The sequence below is a fragment of the Pseudomonas sp. B33.4 genome (assembly GCF_034555375.1).
Taxonomy (GTDB): Bacteria; Pseudomonadota; Gammaproteobacteria; order Pseudomonadales; family Pseudomonadaceae; genus Aquipseudomonas.
On the sequence record NZ_CP140706.1, the window covers coordinates 4,026,292 to 4,048,058 of the forward strand.

21 protein-coding genes are annotated in these 21,767 nt (G+C 60.2%); 12 read left to right on the forward strand and 9 right to left on the reverse strand.

The features are described from left to right. Positions 1–14 precede the first annotated feature (14 nt). The 4 genes from U6037_RS17590 (at position 15) to U6037_RS17605 (ending at position 3,822) form a co-directional block, all read left to right on the forward strand. Complete coding sequence (locus U6037_RS17590) at positions 15–908, forward strand: SMP-30/gluconolactonase/LRE family protein (protein ID WP_322843934.1); 894 nt, start codon at positions 15–17, stop codon at positions 906–908. Between the two features lie 58 nt (positions 909–966). Continuing rightward, on the forward strand, positions 967–1,938 hold the full coding sequence (locus tag U6037_RS17595) for a TRAP transporter substrate-binding protein (RefSeq protein ID WP_322843935.1): 972 nt from the start codon (positions 967–969) through the stop codon (positions 1,936–1,938). Between the two features lie 76 nt (positions 1,939–2,014). Continuing rightward, on the forward strand, positions 2,015–2,542 hold the full coding sequence (locus U6037_RS17600; RefSeq protein WP_322843936.1) for a TRAP transporter small permease: 528 nt from the start codon (positions 2,015–2,017) through the stop codon (positions 2,540–2,542). Then, on the forward strand, positions 2,542–3,822 hold the full coding sequence (locus U6037_RS17605; protein WP_038365546.1) for a TRAP transporter large permease: 1,281 nt from the start codon (positions 2,542–2,544) through the stop codon (positions 3,820–3,822). The genes U6037_RS17600 and U6037_RS17605 overlap by 1 nt, the downstream gene beginning before the upstream one ends. A 43-nt stretch (positions 3,823–3,865) precedes the next feature. Here U6037_RS17605 and U6037_RS17610 read toward each other — a convergent pair whose 3' ends face one another. From U6037_RS17610 to U6037_RS17620, 3 genes are all read right to left on the reverse strand, one after another. Further along, complete coding sequence (locus U6037_RS17610) at positions 3,866–4,666, reverse strand: sulfite exporter TauE/SafE family protein (RefSeq protein ID WP_322843937.1); 801 nt, start codon at positions 4,664–4,666, stop codon at positions 3,866–3,868. 9 nt (positions 4,667–4,675) lie between these two features. Beyond that, a complete protein-coding gene (locus U6037_RS17615; protein WP_322843938.1) occupies positions 4,676–5,920 on the reverse strand; it encodes an FAD/NAD(P)-binding oxidoreductase in 1,245 nt (414 codons plus the stop codon). Between the two features lie 165 nt (positions 5,921–6,085). Continuing rightward, entirely contained in the window at positions 6,086–6,427 is a 342-nt protein-coding gene (locus tag U6037_RS17620; protein ID WP_007915092.1) for an ArsR/SmtB family transcription factor, read from the reverse strand. Positions 6,428–6,518: 91 nt separating this feature from the next. On the opposite strand from U6037_RS17620, the gene U6037_RS17625 reads away from it, so the two are divergent. Beyond that, entirely contained in the window at positions 6,519–7,382 is an 864-nt protein-coding gene (locus U6037_RS17625; protein ID WP_322843939.1) for an MBL fold metallo-hydrolase, read from the forward strand. Between the two features lie 87 nt (positions 7,383–7,469). On the opposite strand, the gene bkdR is transcribed toward U6037_RS17625, so the two are convergent. Next, positions 7,470–7,958, reverse strand: a complete 489-nt coding sequence (gene bkdR / locus U6037_RS17630) for a Bkd operon transcriptional regulator BkdR (RefSeq protein WP_025111414.1) — start codon at positions 7,956–7,958, stop codon at positions 7,470–7,472. Between the two features lie 185 nt (positions 7,959–8,143). On the opposite strand from bkdR, the gene U6037_RS17635 reads away from it, so the two are divergent. The 5 genes from U6037_RS17635 (at position 8,144) to U6037_RS17655 (ending at position 14,337) form a co-directional block, all read left to right on the forward strand. Next, positions 8,144–9,379 carry a 3-methyl-2-oxobutanoate dehydrogenase (2-methylpropanoyl-transferring) subunit alpha gene (locus U6037_RS17635; protein WP_322843940.1) on the forward strand — a complete coding sequence of 412 codons (1,236 nt, stop codon included), beginning with the start codon at positions 8,144–8,146 and terminating at the stop codon, positions 9,377–9,379. A 1-nt stretch (position 9,380) separates the two neighbouring features. Then, positions 9,381–10,439, forward strand: a complete 1,059-nt coding sequence (locus U6037_RS17640) for an alpha-ketoacid dehydrogenase subunit beta (protein ID WP_003224000.1) — start codon at positions 9,381–9,383, stop codon at positions 10,437–10,439. Continuing rightward, a complete protein-coding gene (locus U6037_RS17645) occupies positions 10,440–11,711 on the forward strand; it encodes a dihydrolipoamide acetyltransferase family protein (RefSeq protein WP_322843941.1) in 1,272 nt (423 codons plus the stop codon). A 3-nt stretch (positions 11,712–11,714) separates the two neighbouring features. Then, a complete protein-coding gene (gene lpdA, locus U6037_RS17650; RefSeq protein WP_322843942.1) occupies positions 11,715–13,088 on the forward strand; it encodes a dihydrolipoyl dehydrogenase in 1,374 nt (457 codons plus the stop codon). A 229-nt stretch (positions 13,089–13,317) separates the two neighbouring features. Beyond that, positions 13,318–14,337 (forward strand): branched-chain amino acid aminotransferase, encoded by a 1,020-nt coding sequence (locus tag U6037_RS17655; protein WP_053121443.1) that lies wholly within the window; start codon positions 13,318–13,320, stop codon positions 14,335–14,337. A 263-nt stretch (positions 14,338–14,600) separates the two neighbouring features. Here the strand turns inward: U6037_RS17655 and U6037_RS17660 are convergent, their stop codons facing one another. The 3 genes from U6037_RS17660 to U6037_RS17670 all read right to left on the reverse strand — a co-directional run bounded on the left by U6037_RS17660 (position 14,601) and on the right by U6037_RS17670 (position 17,548). Further along, positions 14,601–15,425, reverse strand: a complete 825-nt coding sequence (locus U6037_RS17660; RefSeq protein WP_322843943.1) for a TIGR03915 family putative DNA repair protein — start codon at positions 15,423–15,425, stop codon at positions 14,601–14,603. Then, positions 15,422–16,642 carry a putative DNA modification/repair radical SAM protein gene (locus U6037_RS17665; protein ID WP_322843944.1) on the reverse strand — a complete coding sequence of 407 codons (1,221 nt, stop codon included), beginning with the start codon at positions 16,640–16,642 and terminating at the stop codon, positions 15,422–15,424. The genes U6037_RS17660 and U6037_RS17665 overlap by 4 nt, the downstream gene beginning before the upstream one ends. A 147-nt stretch (positions 16,643–16,789) precedes the next feature. Further along, the gene (locus tag U6037_RS17670) at positions 16,790–17,548 is read right to left on the reverse strand and encodes a helix-turn-helix transcriptional regulator (protein ID WP_322843945.1); all 759 of its coding nucleotides are present in this window, start codon (positions 17,546–17,548) and stop codon (positions 16,790–16,792) included. A 79-nt stretch (positions 17,549–17,627) separates the two neighbouring features. On the opposite strand from U6037_RS17670, the gene U6037_RS17675 reads away from it, so the two are divergent. Continuing rightward, on the forward strand, positions 17,628–18,731 hold the full coding sequence (locus tag U6037_RS17675; protein ID WP_322843946.1) for a cytochrome P450: 1,104 nt from the start codon (positions 17,628–17,630) through the stop codon (positions 18,729–18,731). Between the two features lie 128 nt (positions 18,732–18,859). On the opposite strand, the gene U6037_RS17680 is transcribed toward U6037_RS17675, so the two are convergent. Both U6037_RS17680 and U6037_RS17685 read right to left on the reverse strand, forming a co-directional pair. After that, positions 18,860–20,179 (reverse strand): Nramp family divalent metal transporter, encoded by a 1,320-nt coding sequence (locus U6037_RS17680; protein WP_322843947.1) that lies wholly within the window; start codon positions 20,177–20,179, stop codon positions 18,860–18,862. Between the two features lie 72 nt (positions 20,180–20,251). Continuing rightward, positions 20,252–20,788 carry a chalcone isomerase family protein gene (locus U6037_RS17685; protein WP_322843948.1) on the reverse strand — a complete coding sequence of 179 codons (537 nt, stop codon included), beginning with the start codon at positions 20,786–20,788 and terminating at the stop codon, positions 20,252–20,254. A gap of 147 nt (positions 20,789–20,935) precedes the next feature. On the opposite strand from U6037_RS17685, the gene U6037_RS17690 reads away from it, so the two are divergent. Next, entirely contained in the window at positions 20,936–21,709 is a 774-nt protein-coding gene (locus U6037_RS17690) for a hypothetical protein (RefSeq protein ID WP_322843949.1), read from the forward strand. The last annotated feature ends 58 nt before the right edge of the window (positions 21,710–21,767 follow it).

Sequence of the window (21,767 nt, forward strand, 5' to 3'; positions counted from 1 at the left end):
ACAAGGGATTGAGTATGCAAGCCGAATTGATCGTCGATGCGCGCAACGCCGTGGGCGAAAGCCCGGTCTGGGTAGCAGAGGAAAACGCGCTGTACTGGGTCGACATTCCCAACGGCGGCCTGCAACGCTGGAGCGCTGACACCGGCCACGTACATGCCTGGAAAGCCCCGGAGATGCTCGCCTGCATCGCCCGTCACAGCCGTGGCGGCTGGGTGGCCGGGATGGAAAGCGGCTTCTTTCATCTGCACCCGCACAGCGACAGCAGCCTCGACAGTGAGCGGCTCGCCAGCGTTGCACACAGTCGCGACGACATGCGTCTGAACGATGGCCGCTGCGACCGTCAGGGCCGCTTCTGGGCCGGCAGCATGGTATTGAACATGGGTCTGAATGCGCCCGAGGGTCGGCTCTATCGTTACGGCGCCGGGCAGTCTGGCGTGATCGAAGCGCAACTCGACGGTTTCATCGTGCCCAACGGCCTCGGTTTCAGCCCCGACGGCAAGACAATGTATCTGTCCGATTCGCACCCCGATGTGCAGTTGATCTGGGCGTTCGATTACGACACCGACACCGGCACACCGTCGAATCGCCGGGTTTTCGTCGACATGAACCACTACCCCGGCCGGCCCGATGGTGCCGCCGTGGACGCCGAAGGTTGCTACTGGATCTGCGCCAACGACGCGGGCCTCATTCACCGCTTCGCGCCGGACGGCCGACTCGACTTCTCGCTGGCCGTACCGGTGAAAAAACCGACCATGTGCGCCTTCGGTGGAACCCGGATGGACACCTTGTTCGTCACCTCGATTCGTCCCGGCGACGACCACGATCCGCAGTCCCTGGCCGGCGGCGTGTTCGCCTTGAAGCCAGGCGTCAAAGGCCTTCCGGAACCCTTTTTCAACGATTTGCTTTAAACCCTCTGCTGCACCGCTGCGCCTTGAATACAACAATAACAAGACTGGAGACACCCCCATGGACTTCAAACGCACCTTGCTCGCCGCTGCACTTCCACTGATGTTCACCTTTGCCGGTGCCGCTCAGGCGCTGGAACTCAAATTCGCTGACATTCACCCCGCCGGTTACCCGACCGTCGTAGCCGAAGAAAGCATGGGCAAGACCCTGACCAAGGAAACCAACGGCGAGTTGACCTTCAAGTACTTCCCGGGCGGTGTGCTCGGTTCGGAAAAGGAAGTCATCGAGCAGATGCAGGTCGGCGCGGTGCAGCTGTCGCGCGTCAGCCTGGGTATCGTCGGCCCAGTGGTGCCGGACGTAAACGTGTTCAACATGCCGTTCATCTTCCGCGACCAGCAACACATGCGCGATGTCATCGACGGCCCGGTCGGCGACGAAATCCTCGGCAAAATCACCAACTCCGAATTCGGCCTGGTGGCACTGGCCTGGATGGACGGCGGCACGCGCAACATCTACACCAAGAAACCGGTGCGCACGCTCGAAGACCTCAAGGGCATGAAAATCCGCGTGCAAGGCAACCCGATGTTCATCGACATGATGAACGCCATGGGCGGTAACGGCATCGCGATGGACACCGGCGAAATTTTCAGTGCCCTACAGACCGGCGTGATCGACGGCGCGGAAAACAACCCGCCAACCCTGCTCGAACACAACCACTTCCAGAACGCCAAGTTCTACAGCCTGACCGGTCACCTGATCCTGCCAGAGCCGATCGTGATGTCGAAAATCACCTGGGAAAAACTCACCCCGGATCAACAGACGCTGGTGAAAACAGCCGCCAAGGCTGCCCAGGCTGAAGAACGCGTGCTGTGGGACAAGAAGTCCGCTGCCAGCGAAGAAAAACTCAAGGCTGCCGGCGTCGAGTTCATCCAGGTCGACAAGAAACCCTTCTACGACGCCACCGCCTCGGTTCGTGAGAAATACGGCGCGCCGTATGCCGATCTGATCAAAAAGATCGAAGCCGTTCAGTAAGGCCTCCCGCTCCGTCCCCTTGAACAAGGCCCGGTGCGCCCGATGACTGCGGCGCGCCCGGTTACGGTGGAACCCGATGAAGAATCTACTGCTGCGTATCAACGACAAGATCTACATGACGTGCATCTGGATCGCCGGCCTTTCCGTCCTGGCGATTTCCCTGATGATTCCCTGGGGCGTGTTCGCCCGTTACGTGCTGGGCACCGGTTCGAGCTGGCCCGAGCCCACGGCGATCCTGTTGATGATGGTGTTTACCTTCATCGGCGCCGCCGCCAGTTACCGCGCCGGTGCGCACATGGCCGTGGCCATGCTCACCGACCGCATGCCGCCGCAGCTGAGAACCGCGGCGGCAATTTTTTCCCAGCTGCTCATGGCAGCGATCTGCATCTTCATGACGATCTGGGGCGCCAAGCTGTGCATGTCCACCTGGAATCAGTTCATGGCAGCCCTGCCCGATCTGCGCGTTGGCGTGACCTACTTGCCCATTCCCGTGGGCGGCTTGCTGACACTGATTTTCGTGCTGGAAAAACTCTTGCTCGGTGACCAGAGCAAACGGCGGGTCGTGCAGTTCGACCTGGTTGAAGAAAATGAAGGTGCCGCTTAATGGACGCTTTGATACTGCTGGGCAGCTTTATCGTATTGATCCTGATCGGCATGCCCGTCGCCTACGCGCTGGGCGCCGCCGCGCTCATCGGTGCTTGGTGGATCGACATCCCGTTCCAGGCGGTGATGATCCAGGTCGCTTCGGGGGTGAACAAATTCTCGCTGCTGGCCATTCCGTTCTTCGTGCTGGCCGGTGCGATCATGGCCGAGGGCGGCATGTCTCGCCGGTTGGTGGCGTGTGCCGGGGTATTGGTGGGTTTTGTGCGCGGTGGCCTGTCACTGGTCAACATTGTCGCCTCGACCTTTTTCGGCGCGATCTCCGGTTCGTCGGTGGCCGACACCGCGTCGGTGGGTTCGGTGCTGATTCCGGAGATGGAACGCAAGGGCTATCCACGGGACTTCTCCACCGCCGTGACTGTCAGCGGTTCGGTGCAAGCCCTGCTGACCCCGCCCAGCCATAACTCGGTGCTCTACTCCCTGGCCGCCGGTGGCACGGTTTCGATTGCCTCGCTGTTCATGGCGGGCATCGTGCCGGGCTTGCTGATGAGCGCCTGCCTGATGGTGCTGTGTCTGATTTTCGCGAGAAAACGCAATTATCCCAAGGGTGAAGTGATCCCGATGCGCCAGGCGTTGAAAATCGTCGGCGAAGCCCTCTGGGGCCTGATGGCGATGGTGATCATCCTCGGCGGCATCCTGTCCGGCATCTTCACCGCGACCGAATCGGCGGCCATCGCCGTGCTGTGGTCGTTCTTCGTCACGATGTTCATCTACCGCGACTACAAATGGCGTGAGTTGCCGAAGCTGATGCACCGCACCGTGCGAACGATTTCGATCGTGATGATCCTGATCGGTTTCGCCGCAAGCTTCGGTTACATCATGACCCTGATGCAGATCCCGGCGAAGATCACCACGCTGTTCCTGACCCTGTCGGACAACCGCTACGTGATCCTGATGTGCATCAACGTCATGCTGCTGTTGCTCGGCACGGTGATGGACATGGCGCCACTGATCCTGATTCTCACGCCGATCCTGATGCCGGTGATTCTCGGCATTGGTGTTGACCCGGTGCAGTTCGGCATGATCATGCTGGTGAACCTTGGGATCGGATTGATAACGCCGCCGGTGGGTGCGGTGCTGTTTGTCGGTTCGGCGGTGGGCAAGGTCAGTATCGAAAGCACCGTGAAGGCGCTGCTGCCGTTCTATGCCGTGCTGTTCCTGGTGTTGATGTTGGTGACTTACGTGCCGGCACTTTCGCTGTGGTTGCCGCATTTGGTGTTGTAAGCCGTTAAAAAATCGCAGCCCTTGATGGGCTGCGGTTTTTGCTTTACGCCCGCAACAACATATACCCCGCCACCACTAGACAAACACTGGCAAACCCCACCTGCAACGTCCGCGCCGGCACCCGTGCGCAGAGCTTGCGTCCGATGATCATGCCGACAATGCTGGCCACGATAAACGCCGCACCCTGCGCATCAATCCGCACGCCTGCGTGAAACGAGCCGATCACCCCGATTGCCGAAATCAGACTGATCACCATCAACGACGTCGCGACAATTCCGCGCATCTGCACGTCAGTCAGTTGCTTGAACGCCGGCACAATCAAGAAGCCGCCCCCGACCCCGAGCAAACCCGACACCACGCCGGTAATTGCGCCTAACGCAGCCAACGTTGCGGTGCATTTGGCCGTCCAGTCAAAGCGCCCGGTTTGTTCATTGAGCATGCAGTTCTTCTGACCCCAACTGGCGTGACCGTGATCGCTCGGCCCCTCCTGCTGACGCTCGCGGCGCAGCATGCGCCAGGCCACCATGACCATCAGCAGACTGAACAGGATCATCAGGATTTTCTCCGGCAACTGGTGCGCGAAGTAAATGCCCAACGGCGAAAACACCGCACCCAGCGCCGCTATCAACAATGCCGCGCGATAGCGCACCAAGCCATGACGCAAACCGTCGATAGCGCCGACCGCCGCCGCACTGCCGACCGCAAACAGCGCCACTGGCGCTGCCTGCGTCATCGTCCAGCCAAGCCCGAGCACCAGCGCTGGCACCGCAAGAATCCCGCCGCCGGCCCCGGTCAAACCGAGGACCAATCCCATCACCATGCCAAACAGACTTGCCAGCAACATAGGGTTTTCTCAGTCGACCTTGGACAGACCAGTCAGCCACTCGCGGCCCTTGAGCATGCCGTTCCAGTAGAACCACGGCAGCAGCGTCGCCTTGAGAAACCACGCCGAACGTCGCGCCACGGTCGGGTCCAGTGGAAAGGTCGGCAGCAACTTGCCGGCGTATCCAAACTCGGCAAGGATCACCTTGCCCTTCTCCACCGTCAGCGGGCAGGAACCGTAGCCGTCGTACTTCAGCGGCATAGGTTGTTGCTTGCGCAGGGCCAGCAGGTTTTCCGCGACCACCACGACTTGCTTGCGCACCGCTGCGGCGGTTTTTGCGTTGCTGGTGCCGCAGATATCACCGAGGGCGAACACTTCCGGATAACGCGGGTGCTGCAGGCTGTGCGGGTTTACTTCGCACCAGCCAGCCGCGTCAGCCAAAGGGCTTTGCGCGATGAAATCCGGCGAGATCTGTGGCGGCACGACGTGCAGCAGATCGAATGTTTTCGCCTCGCGGGTTACGTTGCCGTCAGCGTCCTTGATCTCGAACCACGCGATTTTCGCCGGGCCGTCGACCTTGACCAGATTCGAGTTAAAGGCCAATTGCGCGTTGTATTTCTCGATGTACTTCATCAACGGTGGCACGAACGTCGCCACGCCGAACAGGGCGGCGCCGGCCAGATTGAATTCGACATTGATGCTGTCCAGCGCAGCGGTTTTACGCCAGTGATCGCAGGACAGGTACAACGCTTTTTGCGGCGCGCCGGCGCATTTGATCGGCATCGCCGGTTGAGTGAACAGGGCCTTGCCGCCGCGCAGTTTCTGCACCTGATCCCAGGTGTACTGCGCGTGCTGGTAGCTGTAGTTGGAGGTGACGCCGTGCTGACCGAGGCTTTCCGCCAAGCCTTCGATCTTCTCCCAGGCCAGGCGCAGGCCGGGGCAGACGATCAGGTTTTGATAGCTGACGGTGCGTTGATCGTTGAGGGTGAGTTGGCGCTGGTCCGGGTCGATTGCGGTGACTGCCGCTTGCAGCCAGTTTGCTTGCTTTGGCATGACCTTGTTCATCGGCCGTGCGGTGTCTTTGACGTCGTAGGCACCACCGCCGACCAGCGTCCACGCCGGTTGGTAGTAATGCTGGGCGCTGGGTTCGATCACGGTAACTTTCAGCGCAGGATCACGCTTGAGCAGGCTGGCGACGAAACCGATACCGGCCGTACCACCGCCGATGACCACGATGTCTGCACTGATGGATGGGCCCCAGTGTTGATCGTTCATTGCTTGTTCCTTTTGCTGCACGCAAGGATTTCTCAGCCTTCACACAAATCCATTGTAGGAGTGAGCCTGCTCGCGATAGCGGTGTGTCAGTTAATGAATGTGTGGCTGACACACCGCAATCGCGAGCAGGCTCACTCCTACATGGGTTTTGTGTTGGCTGGCACTTTATTGATGACCGAGACTTTTCAGCACGGCGCCGCAATAGAGCCCGGACAGGGTCTTCATCACCTGAATCACTTCCGGACTGGCAAGGCCGTAAAAAATGTACTTGCCTTCACGACGGGTCGCGACCAGCCCTTCATCGCGCAGGATGCCCAGTTGCTGGGACAGCGTCGGTTGGCGCACACCGGTCATTTTTTCCAGTTCGCCGACGTTGCGCTCACCCTGAGTCAGTTGACACAGGATCAACAGGCGATCCTCATTGGCCATGGCCTTGAGCAACGCGCAGGCCTTGGAGGCCGAGGCACGGAGTTGGGCAACTTCACATTCGGTCAGACTGGATTGCATTTGCACGATGCCTTCAAGGTCACTTAAGCTGCGAACATTATGTTTTTAGATAAAGTGTTGCAACCCATTTCCCTTGTTCAGGTTGGTGTCCATGCCCGCGCAGATTGAATCGTTCCTCGACCCCGCCTCTTCGACCTACAGCTACGTGGTCTATGAAACCGACGGCGGGCAATGTGCGATCGTCGATCCGGTGCTCGATTACGACGGCGCTGCCGGGCGTACCTGCACTGCCCAGGCCGACAAAATCATCGCCTTCGTTCGCGCCCACAACCTGCAAGTGCAGTGGCTGCTGGAAACCCATGCCCACGCCGATCACCTGTCCGCCGCACCGTATCTGCGTCGGGAACTGGGTGGCAAAATCGCCATCGGTGAATCGATCAGCAAAGTGCAGAACGTGTTCAAGGCACTGTTCAATCTAGAGCCGGAGTTTTGCGTTGATGGCTCGCAGTTCGATCACCTGTTTGCGCCGAACGAGTCGTTTCGCATCGGCAACCTCAAGGCCACCGCCCTGCACGTCCCCGGCCACACCCCGGCGGACATGGCTTATCTGATCGATGGCGAGCAGATTCTGGTGGGCGACACGCTGTTCATGCCCGATGTCGGCACCGCGCGCTGCGACTTTCCCGGTGGCAATGCCCACCAATTGTTCAACTCGATCCACAAACTGCTGGCCTTCCCGGCCAGCGTGAAACTCTACGTGTGTCACGATTACCCGCCAGAGGGTCGCCAATCGCAGTGCCAGAGTACCGTCGGTGAGCAGCGCAAAAGCAATATTCACGTGCATGACGGCATTGATGAAGCGGGGTTTGTCGAGATGCGCACGAAGCGTGACGCCGGGCTGGGCATGCCGACACTGTTGCTGCCAGCGATTCAGGTGAATGTGCGGGCGGGGAATTTTCCGGCGGCGGACGACAATGGTGTGACGTACCTGAAGATCCCGATCAACAAGCTTTAACGTCAAAAGATCGCAGCCTGCGGCAACTCCTACAGGAGAAACGCGAATCCAATGTAGGAGCTGCCGAAGGCTGCGATCTTTTGATCTTCACGCCCCCAACGTTAACCCATTCGCCGGCAGCGGCAGCGCGGTCTTGTAGCGCACCTGCTTCAGCGCAAAGCTTGAGCGAATGTTCGCCACGCCGGGAACCTTTGTAAGGAAGTCCATCATGAAGCGCTCCAGCGACTGAATGGTCGGCACCAGGACCCGGATAAGGTAATCCGGGTCTCCGGCCATGAGATAGCACTCCATCACTTCGGGGCGATCGGAAATGGCTTCCTCGAAATGCTGCAGCGCTTCCTCGACCTGCTTCTCCAGGCTGACGTGGATGAACACGTTAACGTGCAGCCCCAGCAGGTCGGCATCCAGCAGCGTCACCTGCTCGCGAATCAGGCCTAATTCTTCCATCGCCTTGACCCGGTTGAAGCACGGCGTTGGCGACAGATTCACCGAGCGTGCGAGGTCGGCGTTGGTGATGCGCGCATTCTCCTGAAGGCTGTTGAGAATGCCGATGTCGGTACGGTCCAGTTTGCGCATGAGACAAAACCACCTGTTTTTTATGTTTATGCAGAATTTCTATCTGCAAATCGTCTTCAGCGCAACGAAACAGAGATAAATATTCTTCTTGCCCGGGCCTATGATTGTTGTAGGACAAGATTTCTTCTACCGAAGAATGACTGCCAGCTCACTACAAGAAATTCACAAGATCGAGCGTAGAAGCCATGACCCAAGCGTATGAACCGCTGCGCCTGCACGTCCCTGAACCCTCGGGCCGTCCCGGCTGCAAAACCGATTTTTCCTACCTGCATCTGACCGATGCCGGTACGGTGCGCAAACCTTCCATCGACGTAGAACCTGCCGACACCGCCGACCTGGCGCGTGGGCTGATTCGTGTGCTCGACGATCAGGGCAACGCCCTCGGCCCATGGGCCGAGAACGTGCCGGTCGAGATCCTGCGAAAAGGCATGCGCGCCATGCTCAAGACGCGCATCTACGACAACCGTATGGTGGTCGCCCAGCGTCAGAAAAAGATGTCGTTCTACATGCAGAGCCTCGGCGAAGAAGCCATCGGCAGTGCTCAGGCGTTGGCCTTGAACATCGACGACATGTGCTTTCCGACCTACCGTCAGCAAAGCATTTTGATGGCCCGCGAAGTGCCACTGGTCGACCTGATCTGCCAACTGCTGTCCAACGAGCGCGATCCGCTCAAAGGTCGTCAGTTGCCAATCATGTACTCGGTCAAGGACGCCGGTTTCTTCACCATCTCCGGCAACCTCGCCACGCAGTTCATTCAAGGCGTGGGCTGGGGTATGGCTTCCGCGATCAAGGGCGACACCAAAATCGCCTCGGCGTGGATCGGTGACGGTGCTACCGCCGAATCGGACTTCCACACCGCCCTCACCTTCGCCCACGTATATCGTGCGCCGGTGATCCTCAACGTGGTCAACAACCAATGGGCGATTTCGACCTTCCAGGCCATCGCCGGTGGTGAAGCCACCACCTTCGCCGGACGCGGCGTCGGTTGCGGCATCGCCTCGCTGCGCGTGGATGGCAACGACTTCTACGCGGTGTATGCGGCATCTGCCTGGGCTGCCGAACGCGCCCGCCGCAACCTCGGCCCGACCATGATCGAATGGGTCACCTACCGTGCCGGCCCGCACTCGACCTCCGATGATCCGTCGAAATATCGTCCGGCCGATGACTGGAGCCACTTCCCGCTCGGCGACCCGATCGCCCGTCTCAAACAGCACCTGATCAAGGTTGGCCACTGGTCGGAAGAAGAGCACACCGCTGTCAGCGCCGAGCTCGAAGCCGAAGTGATTGCCGCGCAGAAACAGGCCGAACAGTACGGCACCCTCGCTGGCGGTCAGATTCCTAGCGCCGCAACCATGTTCGAAGACGTCTACAAAGAGATGCCGGAGCACTTGAAGCGCCAGCGTCAGCAGTTGGGGATCTGACATGAACGACCACAACAACAATATTCAGTTGGAAACCGCCATGACCACGACCACCATGACCATGATCCAGGCCCTGCGCTCGGCCATGGATGTGATGCTTGAGCGTGATGACAATGTCGTGGTGTTCGGTCAGGACGTCGGCTACTTCGGCGGCGTGTTCCGCTGCACCGAAGGCCTGCAGACCAAGTACGGCACCTCGCGGGTGTTCGACGCACCGATCTCGGAAAGCGGCATCGTCGGTGTTGCCGTCGGTATGGGCGCTTACGGTTTGCGTCCGGTCGCCGAGATTCAATTTGCCGACTACGTTTACCCGGCTTCCGACCAGATCATTTCCGAAGCGGCGCGCCTGCGTTATCGCTCGGCTGGCGAGTTCACCGCACCGATGACCCTGCGTATGCCATGCGGCGGCGGCATCTATGGCGGTCAGACGCACAGCCAGAGCATCGAGGCGATGTTCACTCAGGTGTGCGGCTTGCGCACCGTGATGCCGTCCAACCCATATGACGCCAAAGGCCTGCTGATCGCCTCCATCGAGAACGATGACCCGGTGATCTTCCTTGAGCCGAAACGCCTGTACAACGGCCCGTTCGACGGCCACCACGACCGCCCGGTAACCCCGTGGTCGAAACACCCACAAGCCCAGGTTCCGGACGGTTACTACACCGTGCCGCTGGACGTTGCCGCGATCACCCGTCCGGGCAAGGACGTGACGGTGCTGACCTACGGCACCACCGTTTACGTCTCGCAAGTCGCTGCCGAAGAATCCGGCGTGGATGCCGAAGTCATCGACCTGCGCAGCCTGTGGCCGCTGGACCTGGAAACCATCGTCAAGTCGGTGAAGAAAACCGGCCGCTGCGTGGTAGTACACGAAGCCACCCGCACCTGCGGTTTCGGCGCCGAACTGGTGTCGCTGGTGCAAGAGCATTGCTTCCATCACCTGGAAGCGCCGATCGAACGCGTCACCGGTTGGGACACTCCCTACCCGCACGCGCAGGAGTGGGCGTATTTCCCAGGGCCGTCCCGAGTGGGTGCGGCGTTGAAACGGGTCATGGAGGTCTGAATGGGCACGCACGTTATCAAGATGCCGGACATCGGCGAAGGCATCGCAGAAGTAGAACTGTCGCAGTGGCACGTCAAGGTGGGCGATCTGGTCGTTGAAGATCAGGTGCTGGCGGATGTGATGACTGATAAGGCGATGGTTGATATTCCATCGCCCGTGCACGGCAAGGTGATTGCCCTCGGTGGTCAGCCGGGTGAAGTGATGGCGGTTGGCAGTGTGCTGATCAGCATCGAGGTTGAAGGTGCCGGGAACTTGAAAGAGTCCGCCGCACCTGCGCCTGTTAAAGAAGCGCCGGTTGCGCCGAAAGTTGAAACCGTTGTTGAGAGCAAACCTGCTCCAGCCGCGCCGCGCCCTGCTGCGGTTTGCCAAGGCCCGATGGTTGCGCGCGAAGCAGACGAACGCCCGCTCGCCTCCCCGGCCGTGCGCAAACATGCGCTGGATCTGGGCATTCAATTGCGCCTGGTGCGCGGTTCCGGCCCGGCCGGTCGTGTGCTGCACGAAGACCTTGAAGCCTATCTGGCGCAAGGTCAGTCCAACGCTTCAGCACCAGTCGCCGCCGCTTACGCCCAGCGTAACGACGAAGAACAGATTCAAGTGATCGGCATGCGCCGCAAGATCGCCCAGCGTATGCAGGACGCCACGCAGCGTGCCGCGCACTTCAGCTATGTCGAAGAAATCGACGTCACCGCGATTGAAGAACTGCGCGCGCATCTCAATGAAAAACACGGCGCCAGCCGTGGCAAGTTGACCTTGCTGCCGTTCCTCGTCCGTGCGCTGGTCGTCGCCCTGCGCGACTTTCCGCAAATGAACGCCCGCTACGACGACGAAGCCCAGGTCATCACCCGCCTCGGCGCGGTGCATGTCGGCGTCGCCACGCAAAGCGATGTCGGCCTGATGGTGCCGGTGGTGCGTCACGCCGAGGCGCGCAGCTTGTGGGACAGCGCCACGGAAATCTCCCGTTTGGCCAACGCCGCGCGCAATGGCAAGGCCAGTCGCGATGAGCTATCCGGTTCTACCATCACCCTGACCAGCCTCGGTGCGCTGGGCGGCATTGTCAGCACGCCGGTGCTGAACCTGCCGGAAGTGGCGATCGTCGGCGTCAACAAAATCGTCGAACGGCCAATGGTCGTCAAAGGCCAGGTGGTGATCCGCAAGATGATGAACCTCTCCAGTTCCTTCGATCACCGCGTGGTCGATGGCATGGACGCGGCACTCTTCATCCAGGCCATTCGCGGCTTGATCGAACAACCTGCCACTTTGTTTGTGGAGTAAGGCATGCAATCTCTGAACACTACGCTGCTGATCATCGGCGGCGGCCCCGGCGGTTATGTGACGGCGATTCGCGCCGGTCAACTGGGCATTCCGACCATTCTGGTTGAAGGCCAATCGCTGGGCGGCACCTGCCTGAACATCGGCTGCATCCCGTCGAAAGCGCTGATTCATGTGGCTGAGCAGTTTCATCAGACGCAGCACCACAGCCAGCATTCGGCGCTGGGCATCAGCGTTGCCGCGCCGAGCCTCGACATCACTAAAAGCGTCGAGTGGAAGGACGGCATCGTTGATCGCCTGACCACCGGCGTCGCTGCCTTGCTGAAAAAGAACAAGGTTCAGGTCATCAATGGCTGGGCCAAAGTCATCGACGGCAAAACCGTTGACGTTGGCGACACGCGCATCCAGTGCGAGCACCTGGCGCTGGCCACCGGTTCGACCAGCGTCAATCTGCCGATCCTGCCAATTGGCGGGCCGATCATCTCTTCCACCGAAGCACTCGCGCCGAAATCCGTGCCAAAACGTCTGGTGGTGGTGGGCGGTGGTTACATTGGTCTGGAACTGGGCATTGCTTATCGCAAGCTTGGTGCTGAAGTCAGTGTGGTCGAGGCGCAGGATCGCATCCTGCCGGCCTACGATGCTGAACTGACGCAACCGGTGCATGACGCGCTGAAGCAACTGGGCGTGAAGCTGTATCTGAAGCACAGCGTGCTGGGCTTCGATGGCACCTTGCAGGTACGCGATCCCGAGGGCGAAACCCTCAACCTGGAAACCGATCAGGTGCTGGTCGCCGTTGGTCGCAAACCGAATACGCAGGGCTTGAATCTGGAAGCGCTGAATCTGGACATGAACGGTTCGGCGATCAAGATCGACAGCCGCTGCCAGACCAGCATGCGCAACGTCTACGCGATTGGCGATTTGAGCGGCGAACCGATGCTGGCCCACCGCGCCATGGCTCAGGGCGAAATGGTTGCCGAGTTGATCAGCGGCAAGAGCCGCGAGTTCAACCCGACGGCCATTGCTGCGGTGTGCTTCACCGACCCGGAACTGGTGGTCGTCGGCAAGACCCCGGACGAAGCAAAAGCTGCGGGACTGGACTGCATCGTTTCCAGTTTCCCGTTCGCCGCCAATGGCCGGGCGATGACGCTGGAGTCGAAAAGCGGCTTCGTGCGTGTGGTCGCTCGTCGGGACAATCATCTGATTGTAGGCTGGCAAGCGGTGGGCGTGGGTGTTTCCGAATTGTCGACCGCGTTTGCGCAAAGCCTGGAAATGGGTGCGCGGCTGGAAGACATCGGCGGCACCATTCATGCGCATCCGACCTTGGGTGAAGCGGTGCAGGAAGCGGCGTTGCGTGCCCTCGGGCATGCGTTGCACCTGTAGGCCCCTTCGCGAGCAGGCTCGCTCCCACATTTGGAATGCGTTTCCCTGTGGGAGCGACGGTGCGACGATTCGACCTGCTCGCGAATTCTTGAGGTCAACACGAACTATCTGCCTGTCATCCGATAGTCCGGGCTGCGAAACCGCTCAAGAATGAAGTATTGTTGTGCCCATCCAAAAAACGTCAGAAGCCTTGAACCGTTTCGACGGTTGTTCAGTGATAGAGGGTGTCATGGGTAACGAAAGCATCAATTGGGACAAGCTGGGTTTTGACTACATCAAGACCGACAAACGCTATCTGTCGTACTTTCGCGATGGCGAGTGGGACAAAGGCACCCTGACCGAAGATAACGTGCTGCACATCAGCGAAGGCTCGACGGCCCTTCACTATGGCCAGCAGTGCTTCGAAGGCATGAAGGCCTATCGTTGCAAGGACGGCTCGATCAACCTGTTCCGCCCGGACCAGAACGCCCTGCGCATGCAACGCAGCTGCGCGCGTCTGTTGATGCCAACGGTCGACACCGAGCAGTTCATCGAAGCCTGTAAAGAAGTGGTTCGTGCCAACGAGCGCTTCATTCCGCCCTACGGCACCGGCGGCGCGCTGTACCTGCGTCCGTTCGTGATCGGCGTGGGTGACAACATCGGCGTGCGCACTGCACCCGAGTTCATCTTTTCGATCTTCTGCATCCCGGTCGGCGCCTACTTCAAGGGCGGCCTGACCCCGCACAACTTCCAGATCTCCAGCTACGACCGCGCCGCCCCACAAGGCACCGGCGCAGCCAAGGTCGGCGGCAACTACGCAGCCAGCCTGATGCCGGGCTCGAAAGCGAAGAAAGCCAACTTCGCCGACGCGATCTATCTGGATCCGATGACCCACACCAAGATCGAAGAAGTCGGCTCGGCCAACTTCTTCGGGATCACCCACGACAACAAGTTCATCACGCCGAACTCGCCGTCGGTTCTGCCAGGCATCACCCGCCTGTCGCTGATCGAACTGGCGAAATCGCGTCTGGGCCTGGAAGTGGTTGAAGGCGACGTGCTGATCGACAAACTGTCGGACTTCAAGGAAGCCGGCGCTTGCGGTACGGCTGCGGTGATCACGCCGATCGGTGGTATCAGCTACAACGACCATCTGCATGTGTTCCATAGCGAGACCGAAGTGGGTCCTGTGACCCAGAAGCTCTACAAAGAGCTGACGGGCGTACAGACCGGCGACATCGAAGCGCCAGCGGGCTGGATCGTCAAGGTTTGATTTGACGGGTGTTGATGTAGAAAAGCCCTCCACCGAGTGATTGGTGGAGGGCTTTTTATTGTGCCGGGATTTTTATGTCGTGCTGGAGATCCTCGCCCCCTCACCCCAGCCCTCTCCCCCAGGGGGGCGAGGGGGAAAGGGAGCCGATCTCGGTTGTTCTCCAGACCGAAGTTCGACGCAAACTTTCAGGTCGATGGATCAAGTCCGAACACCTCGGTCAGTCCCCTCTCCCTCTGGGAGAGGGTTAGGGTGAGGGTAGGCTTTTAGCTCTTCAAGGCAATCCGTTTACCTGCACGGTTGGCAATCCCACTCGCCTGCCCATTCTGCTGCTTCCCCATCCGCGCCTGCGTAATCAATCCGGGAATCAACTCCCCCTCGGGAAGATTCTTCCAGAACCGCGCCGGCAAATGCCCCTGCATGACCTTCTCGTTCAACCGCGCTGGATTAAAGATGTGGCTGTAATACGTCAGCCACAGATCCCCATGAGGATCATCGACATTCTGCGCCAGCTGCTGCCATTCCACCGGGCATTGACGCTGATAGATCAGTTGCTCGCCATCGTAATAAACCCCGTCACGCGGCGTGGCGATCAACCAGCGGTGGCGGCCCATTCGCCCGATGAAATGCTCACTGGCGCTGTGCAAAATGTCATGGGCCGGTTCATGCCAAGCCACATATTGCGGACCCGCGCTGGATGAAGGGCGTTCGATGAAACGCACAAACGCATGCAGGTGATGGGCTTCGCGATTGACTTGTTTGATTCGTCGCTGCAGTTCGCTGCCCAGTTTGTCCCCGGCCATCATCGCCGTGCGGTCGCCGTGGCTGACGCGCCACAACACTTCATACAACAAACTCCAGCGTTGATCGCCGCGATAGCGCGAAGCCTGTTCCAGCGTGTCGAGCAACGCGCGCGGGATCTTTGCCACAAACGGCCCCTGCCCCTCAGGCACCGGATCATCATTGGCAAACAGATCACCCACCCCCTCCGAGGCCCAGCTCACCAGACTCGGATCGACTTCATGGCTCAGCAACCAGCGCGCCTGTTGGCGCCACGTGTCGAACAGGTCGTCGCAATCGAGATTGATCATCCCCACAGCCCCATCTGGTGCGGCATCGGCCGGTCGCGCAATTGTTGATAGAGCAAATGGCTGGTGACTTCGGCCTGTTGCGGATGGTAGTCGCTGGTGATGATGAACGGCTTGGCCTTGGCCAGCACACAGCGCATGCGCGCGACGTCTTCGTAACGAATGCGCCGTTGTCGGCGCAACTCCACCAGACGTTCGGTGGTACGCAAACCAATGCCGGGAATACGCGCAATCAGGGATGCTTCGGCACGGTTCAGATCGAGCGGGAACACCTCGCGATTCTGCAAGGCCCAGGCGAGTTTCGGGTCGATGTCCAACGCGAGATTGCCCGGTCCCTTGAGCAGTTCATCGGCACTGTAGCCATAACTGCGCAAGAGAAAATCGGCCTGATACAAGCGGTGTTCGCGCATTAGCGGCGGCGCGGCCAGCGGCACGCTTTTCGGACTGTCAGGGATCGGGCTGAAGGCCGAGTAATAAACCCGCCGCAGACGGAAGTTGCCGTACAAGGCCTGGGCACTGTGGAGAATGGTGCTGTCGTCGGTGTCGTCGGCGCCGACAATCAACTGCGTGCTCTGCCCGGCCGGAGCGAACTTCGCCGAGCGCGGTTCGTTCAACACGGTCTGCACGCCAGTGTAGATGGTGTTCATTGCCTGTTTGATCGACGCGATGTCCTTCTCCGGCGCCAGCACTTGCAGGCTGGCATCGGTCGGCAGTTCGATATTGACGCTCAGGCGATCAGCGTAGCGTCCCGCTTCTTCGATCAATGCCGGATCGGCTTCGGGAATGGTCTTGAGATGGATGTACCCGCGAAACTCATGCTCTTCGCGCAGCAGCTTCGCCACCCGCACCAGTTGCTCCATCGTGTAGTCCGCCGAGCGGATGATCCCCGAACTGAGGAACAATCCGCTGACGCAGTTGCGCCGGTAGAAATCCATGGTCAACGCGACGACTTCCTCGGGGGTGAAACGAGCGCGCGGAACATCGCTGGAGCGGCGGTTGACGCAGTATTGGCAATCGTAAAGACAGAAGTTGGTCAGCAGAATCTTCAACAACGACACGCAACGCCCGTCCGGCGTGTAGCTGTGGCAGATGCCCATGCCATCGGTCGAGCCCAACCCGCTCTTGCCTTCGGAGCTGCGCTTGGGCGCGCCGCTGCTCGCGCAGGAGGCGTCGTACTTGGCGGCGTCGGCGAGGATGCTCAGCTTGTCGATGATTTGCATGGCGCGGGCCCTATACTGTTTGCATATACAGTATAGAGTCGTCTGCGGTGATACAAGGTGGCAGATGCGCCCCTCGTCGGTCAGAAGCTGAAAATCAAAAGATCGCAGCCTTCGGCAGCTCCTACATGGATTGGGTAGAGTCGAGATTTATCGGGTGTACGCGATTCCTGTAGGAGCTGCCGAAGGCTGCGATCTGTTGGTCTGCCCGTCTACCGGCCACTCAACGCCAAACCGCGCACCGATCTCCTTGCGCCCCGCCGCCGTCAACGCCAGCGCCCGACTGTCCAGATCCTGCGTCACCCACTTGCGCTTCAGCGCGGTCTGCAACAGCGCAGCGCCCAGCGAGCCACCAAGATGCGGCCGGCGCATGCTCCAGTCCAGGCACGGGCAGGCAAACTTGCGGCGCAGGGTGGTCAAATCCTGCACTTCGATGCCCAGTCCAACAAACAACACTTCGCCCGTATCACTCAAGCGATACACCTGCTCGTCGGTCTGCACCAGCCAACCCGCTGCGAGTAAACGATCATGCAACAACACCGCCAGCGTTCCGGCCATGTGGTCGTAACACGTACGGGCGAATTGCAGGCGATCCGGGGTGTGCGGCTTGAACGTCGGCGCGGCGTTCTGACCGATTACCATCAACGCTTCCAGCGCTTGCGCCACACGCTGATCGGCGAGGCTGTAATAGCGATGACGGCCTTGCACATGCAGACGCACCAAGGCCAGGTCCTTGAGTTTCGCCAGGTGCACACTGGCGGTCGAGGCGCTGACTTCGGCGATCGTCGCAAGCTCCGTGCTCGTGCGGGCGTGGCCGTCCATCAGCGAACAGAGGATTTTGGTTCGCGCCGGCTCGGCGATGGCGGCGGCCACCTGCGATACGCCGATGTCTTGATGTTCTGCGTGCATAGTTCGCTCCCGGACGAATCGTCGTCGTTGCGCAGTGGAGATAGTAGCAACACTTTCCCCGCCGACAAGGATGCAAACCATGAACCCGATCAGTGCCGCAACGCATGTCGATCCTTATCCCTACTACGCCGAACTGCGCGCAGCAAGTGGAATGACGTTTCATCCGGAGTTGAAACTGTGGGTCGCCAGCAGCGCCCGCGCGGTGTGTGCGGTGTTGGCCCACGCTGATTGTCGGGTGCGCCCGGCGCAGGAACCCGTACCCACGGCGATTGCAAAAAGCATGGCCGGCAAGGTCTTCGGCCAATTGATGCGCATGAATGACGGCGAACGCCAGCGCTGCCCGCGTTCGGCAATCGAGCCTGAGCTGGCAGCGCTGGACCTTGAGACGATCAATGCTTTGGTCGCCGCCCGGCTGATCACAGCGGACGCCGACGGTGTGTACAAGGCAATGTTTCGCGGCCCGGCATGCGTAATCGCGGCGCTTTTGGGATTCACCCCGGCGCAGGCGCGGGCAGTCAGCGAGCTGACGGCGGACTTCGTCGCCTGCCTGTCGCCGCTGAGCAATGACCTGCAACTGGCCGCAGCGAATGCGGCGGCCGAACAACTGCGCGGCTACTTCATCGAGTTACTCGCCGAGCCTGCCAGCAATTTGTTGGGAGCCATCCAGCAGCGTTTTGCCGGCGATGGAGAAACCCTGATCGCCAACCTGATCGGCCTCTGCTCGCAGACGTTCGAAGCCTGCGCCGGGCTGATCGGCAACACGCTGTTGGCGCTACGTCGTCAGCCAGCACTGCGCGGCGAATCCATCGAAGCACTGCTCAACGAAGTCCAGCGCTTCGATCCGCCGGTGCAGAACACCCGGCGCTTCGTCGCCGCGCCGTGCGAGATTGCCGGTGTGCGTGTCGAGGCGGGTGATGTGATTCTGGTTTTGTTGGCCTCGGCCAATCGTGATCCGGCGCTTAACGCACACCCTGAGCAGTTTCTGCCGCAGCGCGCCAACCGCCGCAGTTTCAGTTTTGGCAGTGGCCGACATCAGTGTCCGGGGCAAGCGTTGGCGATGAGTATTGCCGGGGCGACGGTGCGGGAAATACTTGGGCGTGGCATCGATCTGAATCGCTTGAACTGGCACTACCGGCCTTCGCTCAATGGGCGCATTCCAATATTTAGCGATGTCGGAGCCTGATACTCCGCATTCGCGAGCAAGCTCGCTCCCACAAGGTTACGAGGTGTACACACTGTTGAAATCACCTTGGAAACTGTGGGAGCGAGCCTGCTCGCGAAGAGGCCAGCCCAGTCACTGCAAATGCTGGATCAAACCGCCCACTGCAAAATCAACCAGCTGTTAGCGCCACTGATCACCACAAACAACCCCCAAGCCAACACCCGGGTTGGCCAGCGATTTACAAACGGCCCCATCAGCTGTTTGTCGTTGGTCATGCGAATCAATGGATACAGGGCAAACGGCAGTTGCAGACTGAGCACCACCTGACTCAACACTAGCAACTTGCCAATCGCGTTATCGCCCATCAGCCACACGCCGATAAACGCTGGAATCAATGCCAGTCCGCGAGTGATCAAGCGTCGCTGCCAGCACGGGATCCGCAGGTTCAGGTACCCCTCCATGATCACCTGGCCGGCGATGGTGCCGGTGAAGGTCGAACTTTGCCCCGACGCCAGTAGCGCGACGCCGAACAACACGCTGGCCAGCGCACCGCCGACCAGCGGATCGAGCAAGTGGTAGGCGTCCTGAATGTCCACCACATCGGTGTGCCCGGACTGGTGAAACGCCGCAGCGGCGAGGATCAGGATCGCCGCGTTGACCAGCAACGCCAGCGCCAGCGAACCGATGGTGTCGATGCGCGCCAGTTTCACCGAGTCCTGCTTGCTCGCCAGATCCTTGCCGATCATCCGTGTCTGCACGATCGAGGTGTGCAGATAGAGGTTATGCGGCATCACCGTGGCGCCGAGAATACCGATGGCCAGGTACAACGGCGCCGCCTCGCCAATCGCCGCCAGCGACGGTTTGAAACCTTGGGCGACATCCGGCCAGTAGGGTTTGATCAGCAACAGTTCAACGAAGAAACACACGCCGATGGTTGCGACCAGCACCAACATGATCGCTTCCAGTCTGCGGAAACCACGATTTTGCAGGGCCAGCACCAGCAAGGTGTCGAACGCCGTCAGGGCAATGCCGAAGGTCAGCGAACAGCCGAGCAACAAGTGAAACGCCAGCGCACAACCAAGCACTTCAGCGAGGTCCGTGGCGATGATCGAGATTTCCGCCAGTACCCACTGCAGCCGTGCAGTCGGCGTGCTGTAGCGCTCGCGGGACAATTGCGCCAAATCGCGCCCGGTGGCGATGCCCAGCCGCGAACACAAACATTGCACGACCATGCCCGCCAGACTCGCCAGCAACACCACGAACAACAGGCTGTAGCCAAAGCGTGAACCGGCCTCGATAGCGGTAGCCCAGTTGCCCGGATCCATGTAACCGATCGACACCAGCAAACCGGGACCGGCGAAGCGCAGCACCCGTTTGAAGAACGAGGCATTGGGATCAACCGCAACACTGCCAGCCACTTCCGGTGGGCAAAACGGCGCGGTGGCGATTTTGGGCAAACTGAATTTCACGCACACATCCAGAAACAAGTCGGAAAGACGCAGCTTAGAGGTTTCCGCCTGAGCCTTGAAGCGCAAAAAAATCTATTGGCTCATACCTAATAACTGTTCGCGCAACTCGGGACTGCGCGTGCGCGGATCGAGCCAGATAGCAAAAAACGCTCGGGCAAACAGCGGGTCATCGATCTCGTGCTGTAACTGCTGGCCGACAAAAAACCGCGCGCCCTGCCCCGGCAGATACACCCCGGTAATGCGCGTGCCGGCTTGCACATCGACGAACGATTGCTGCATCTGGATCTGCCAACCGGCCAATTGCGCCGGGCTGACGCGGCCATCAGCCAGGCGTTTGATTTCATCGACACTGGCCTTGACCAGGTCGTCGCGGGAAATGTTGCGGCGGTAGATCAGCTCCAGCGCAAACGGCTGACCGTCGACCAGGGGCCGCGCGGCACTCCACAGGCGCGCGTTGTAGACATCGAAACCAAATACGCTGTAATCGCCGGTGCCGATGATTTGCGCGCCGGGCACGGCGTCCTGCCAATTGGCCCAGGTTGGCGTCAGCAATAGCGCCCACAAGCCTATGCCGCAACATCCCCGTAACACCTTGGGTGTTTTGTTCATCGCGGTATCGACTCCGGCAAGCCCTGATAATCAAAGCATAGCCGGGTATCGTCGTCGGCACTTTGTATACAAAAACCGCACACATAGGCAGCAATCGCCGATCGACAATGCTAACGTGGCGAACCTTCAACGGATGGAGACTCCTGCGTGCTGATCCTCAAACTGCTGCTGATTCCCGGTTTTCTGCTGCTGATTTCCCTGGCGGGCAAACGCTGGGGGCCGAGCGTGGCCGGGTGGCTGTCGGGGTTGCCGGTGGTGGTCGGGCCGATTCTGTTTTTCCTCGCTATCGAGCAGGGTCCGGGCTTTGCCGCGCAATCAGCGGTGGCGGCGTTATCGGCGATGTTCGCGATGATTGCGTTCTGCATCACTTACGCGCAGGTGGCGCAACGGGCGAACTGGCCGCTGGCGTTGGCGGCGTCGCTGTCGGTGTGGGCCGTGATCGCAGGGGTGCTGTCGCTGATTCCGGCGTCGCTGCCGTTTTCAGTGGCAGCGGCGGCGGTTGCGTTATTGGCATCGCCGTATCTGTTTCCCACCGTGCAACCGGTGCTCAGCGGCAAGGCGCCGAAGTCGGACAAACTGATCTGGCGGATGATCGCCGGCGCCGCGTTGACCTTGGTGGTGACGATGCTCGCCAGCACCGTCGGCGAGCGCTGGAGCGGTTTGCTCGCAGTGTTCCCGGTACTCGGCAGTGTGATGGCGGTGTTCTCGCAACAGACCCGCGGCCCGGCATTTACCGCCGCATTGTTAAGGGCGACGGCGACCGGCATGTATTCGTTCTCAGCGTTTTGTCTGGTCTCGGCATTGACCTTGCCAAGCATGGGCCTGAGCGGATTTGCCGTCGGCGTTGCGGTGTCGGTGGCCATGCTCGGCGTGACCAAACGCCTGCTGGCCCGTCCGTTGGCGAAAGCGCAGACACAGTAACCGCTCAGATGATTCGCGCTGGAACGACCGGCACGCTCCGTGGGATGATCGCCCGCCT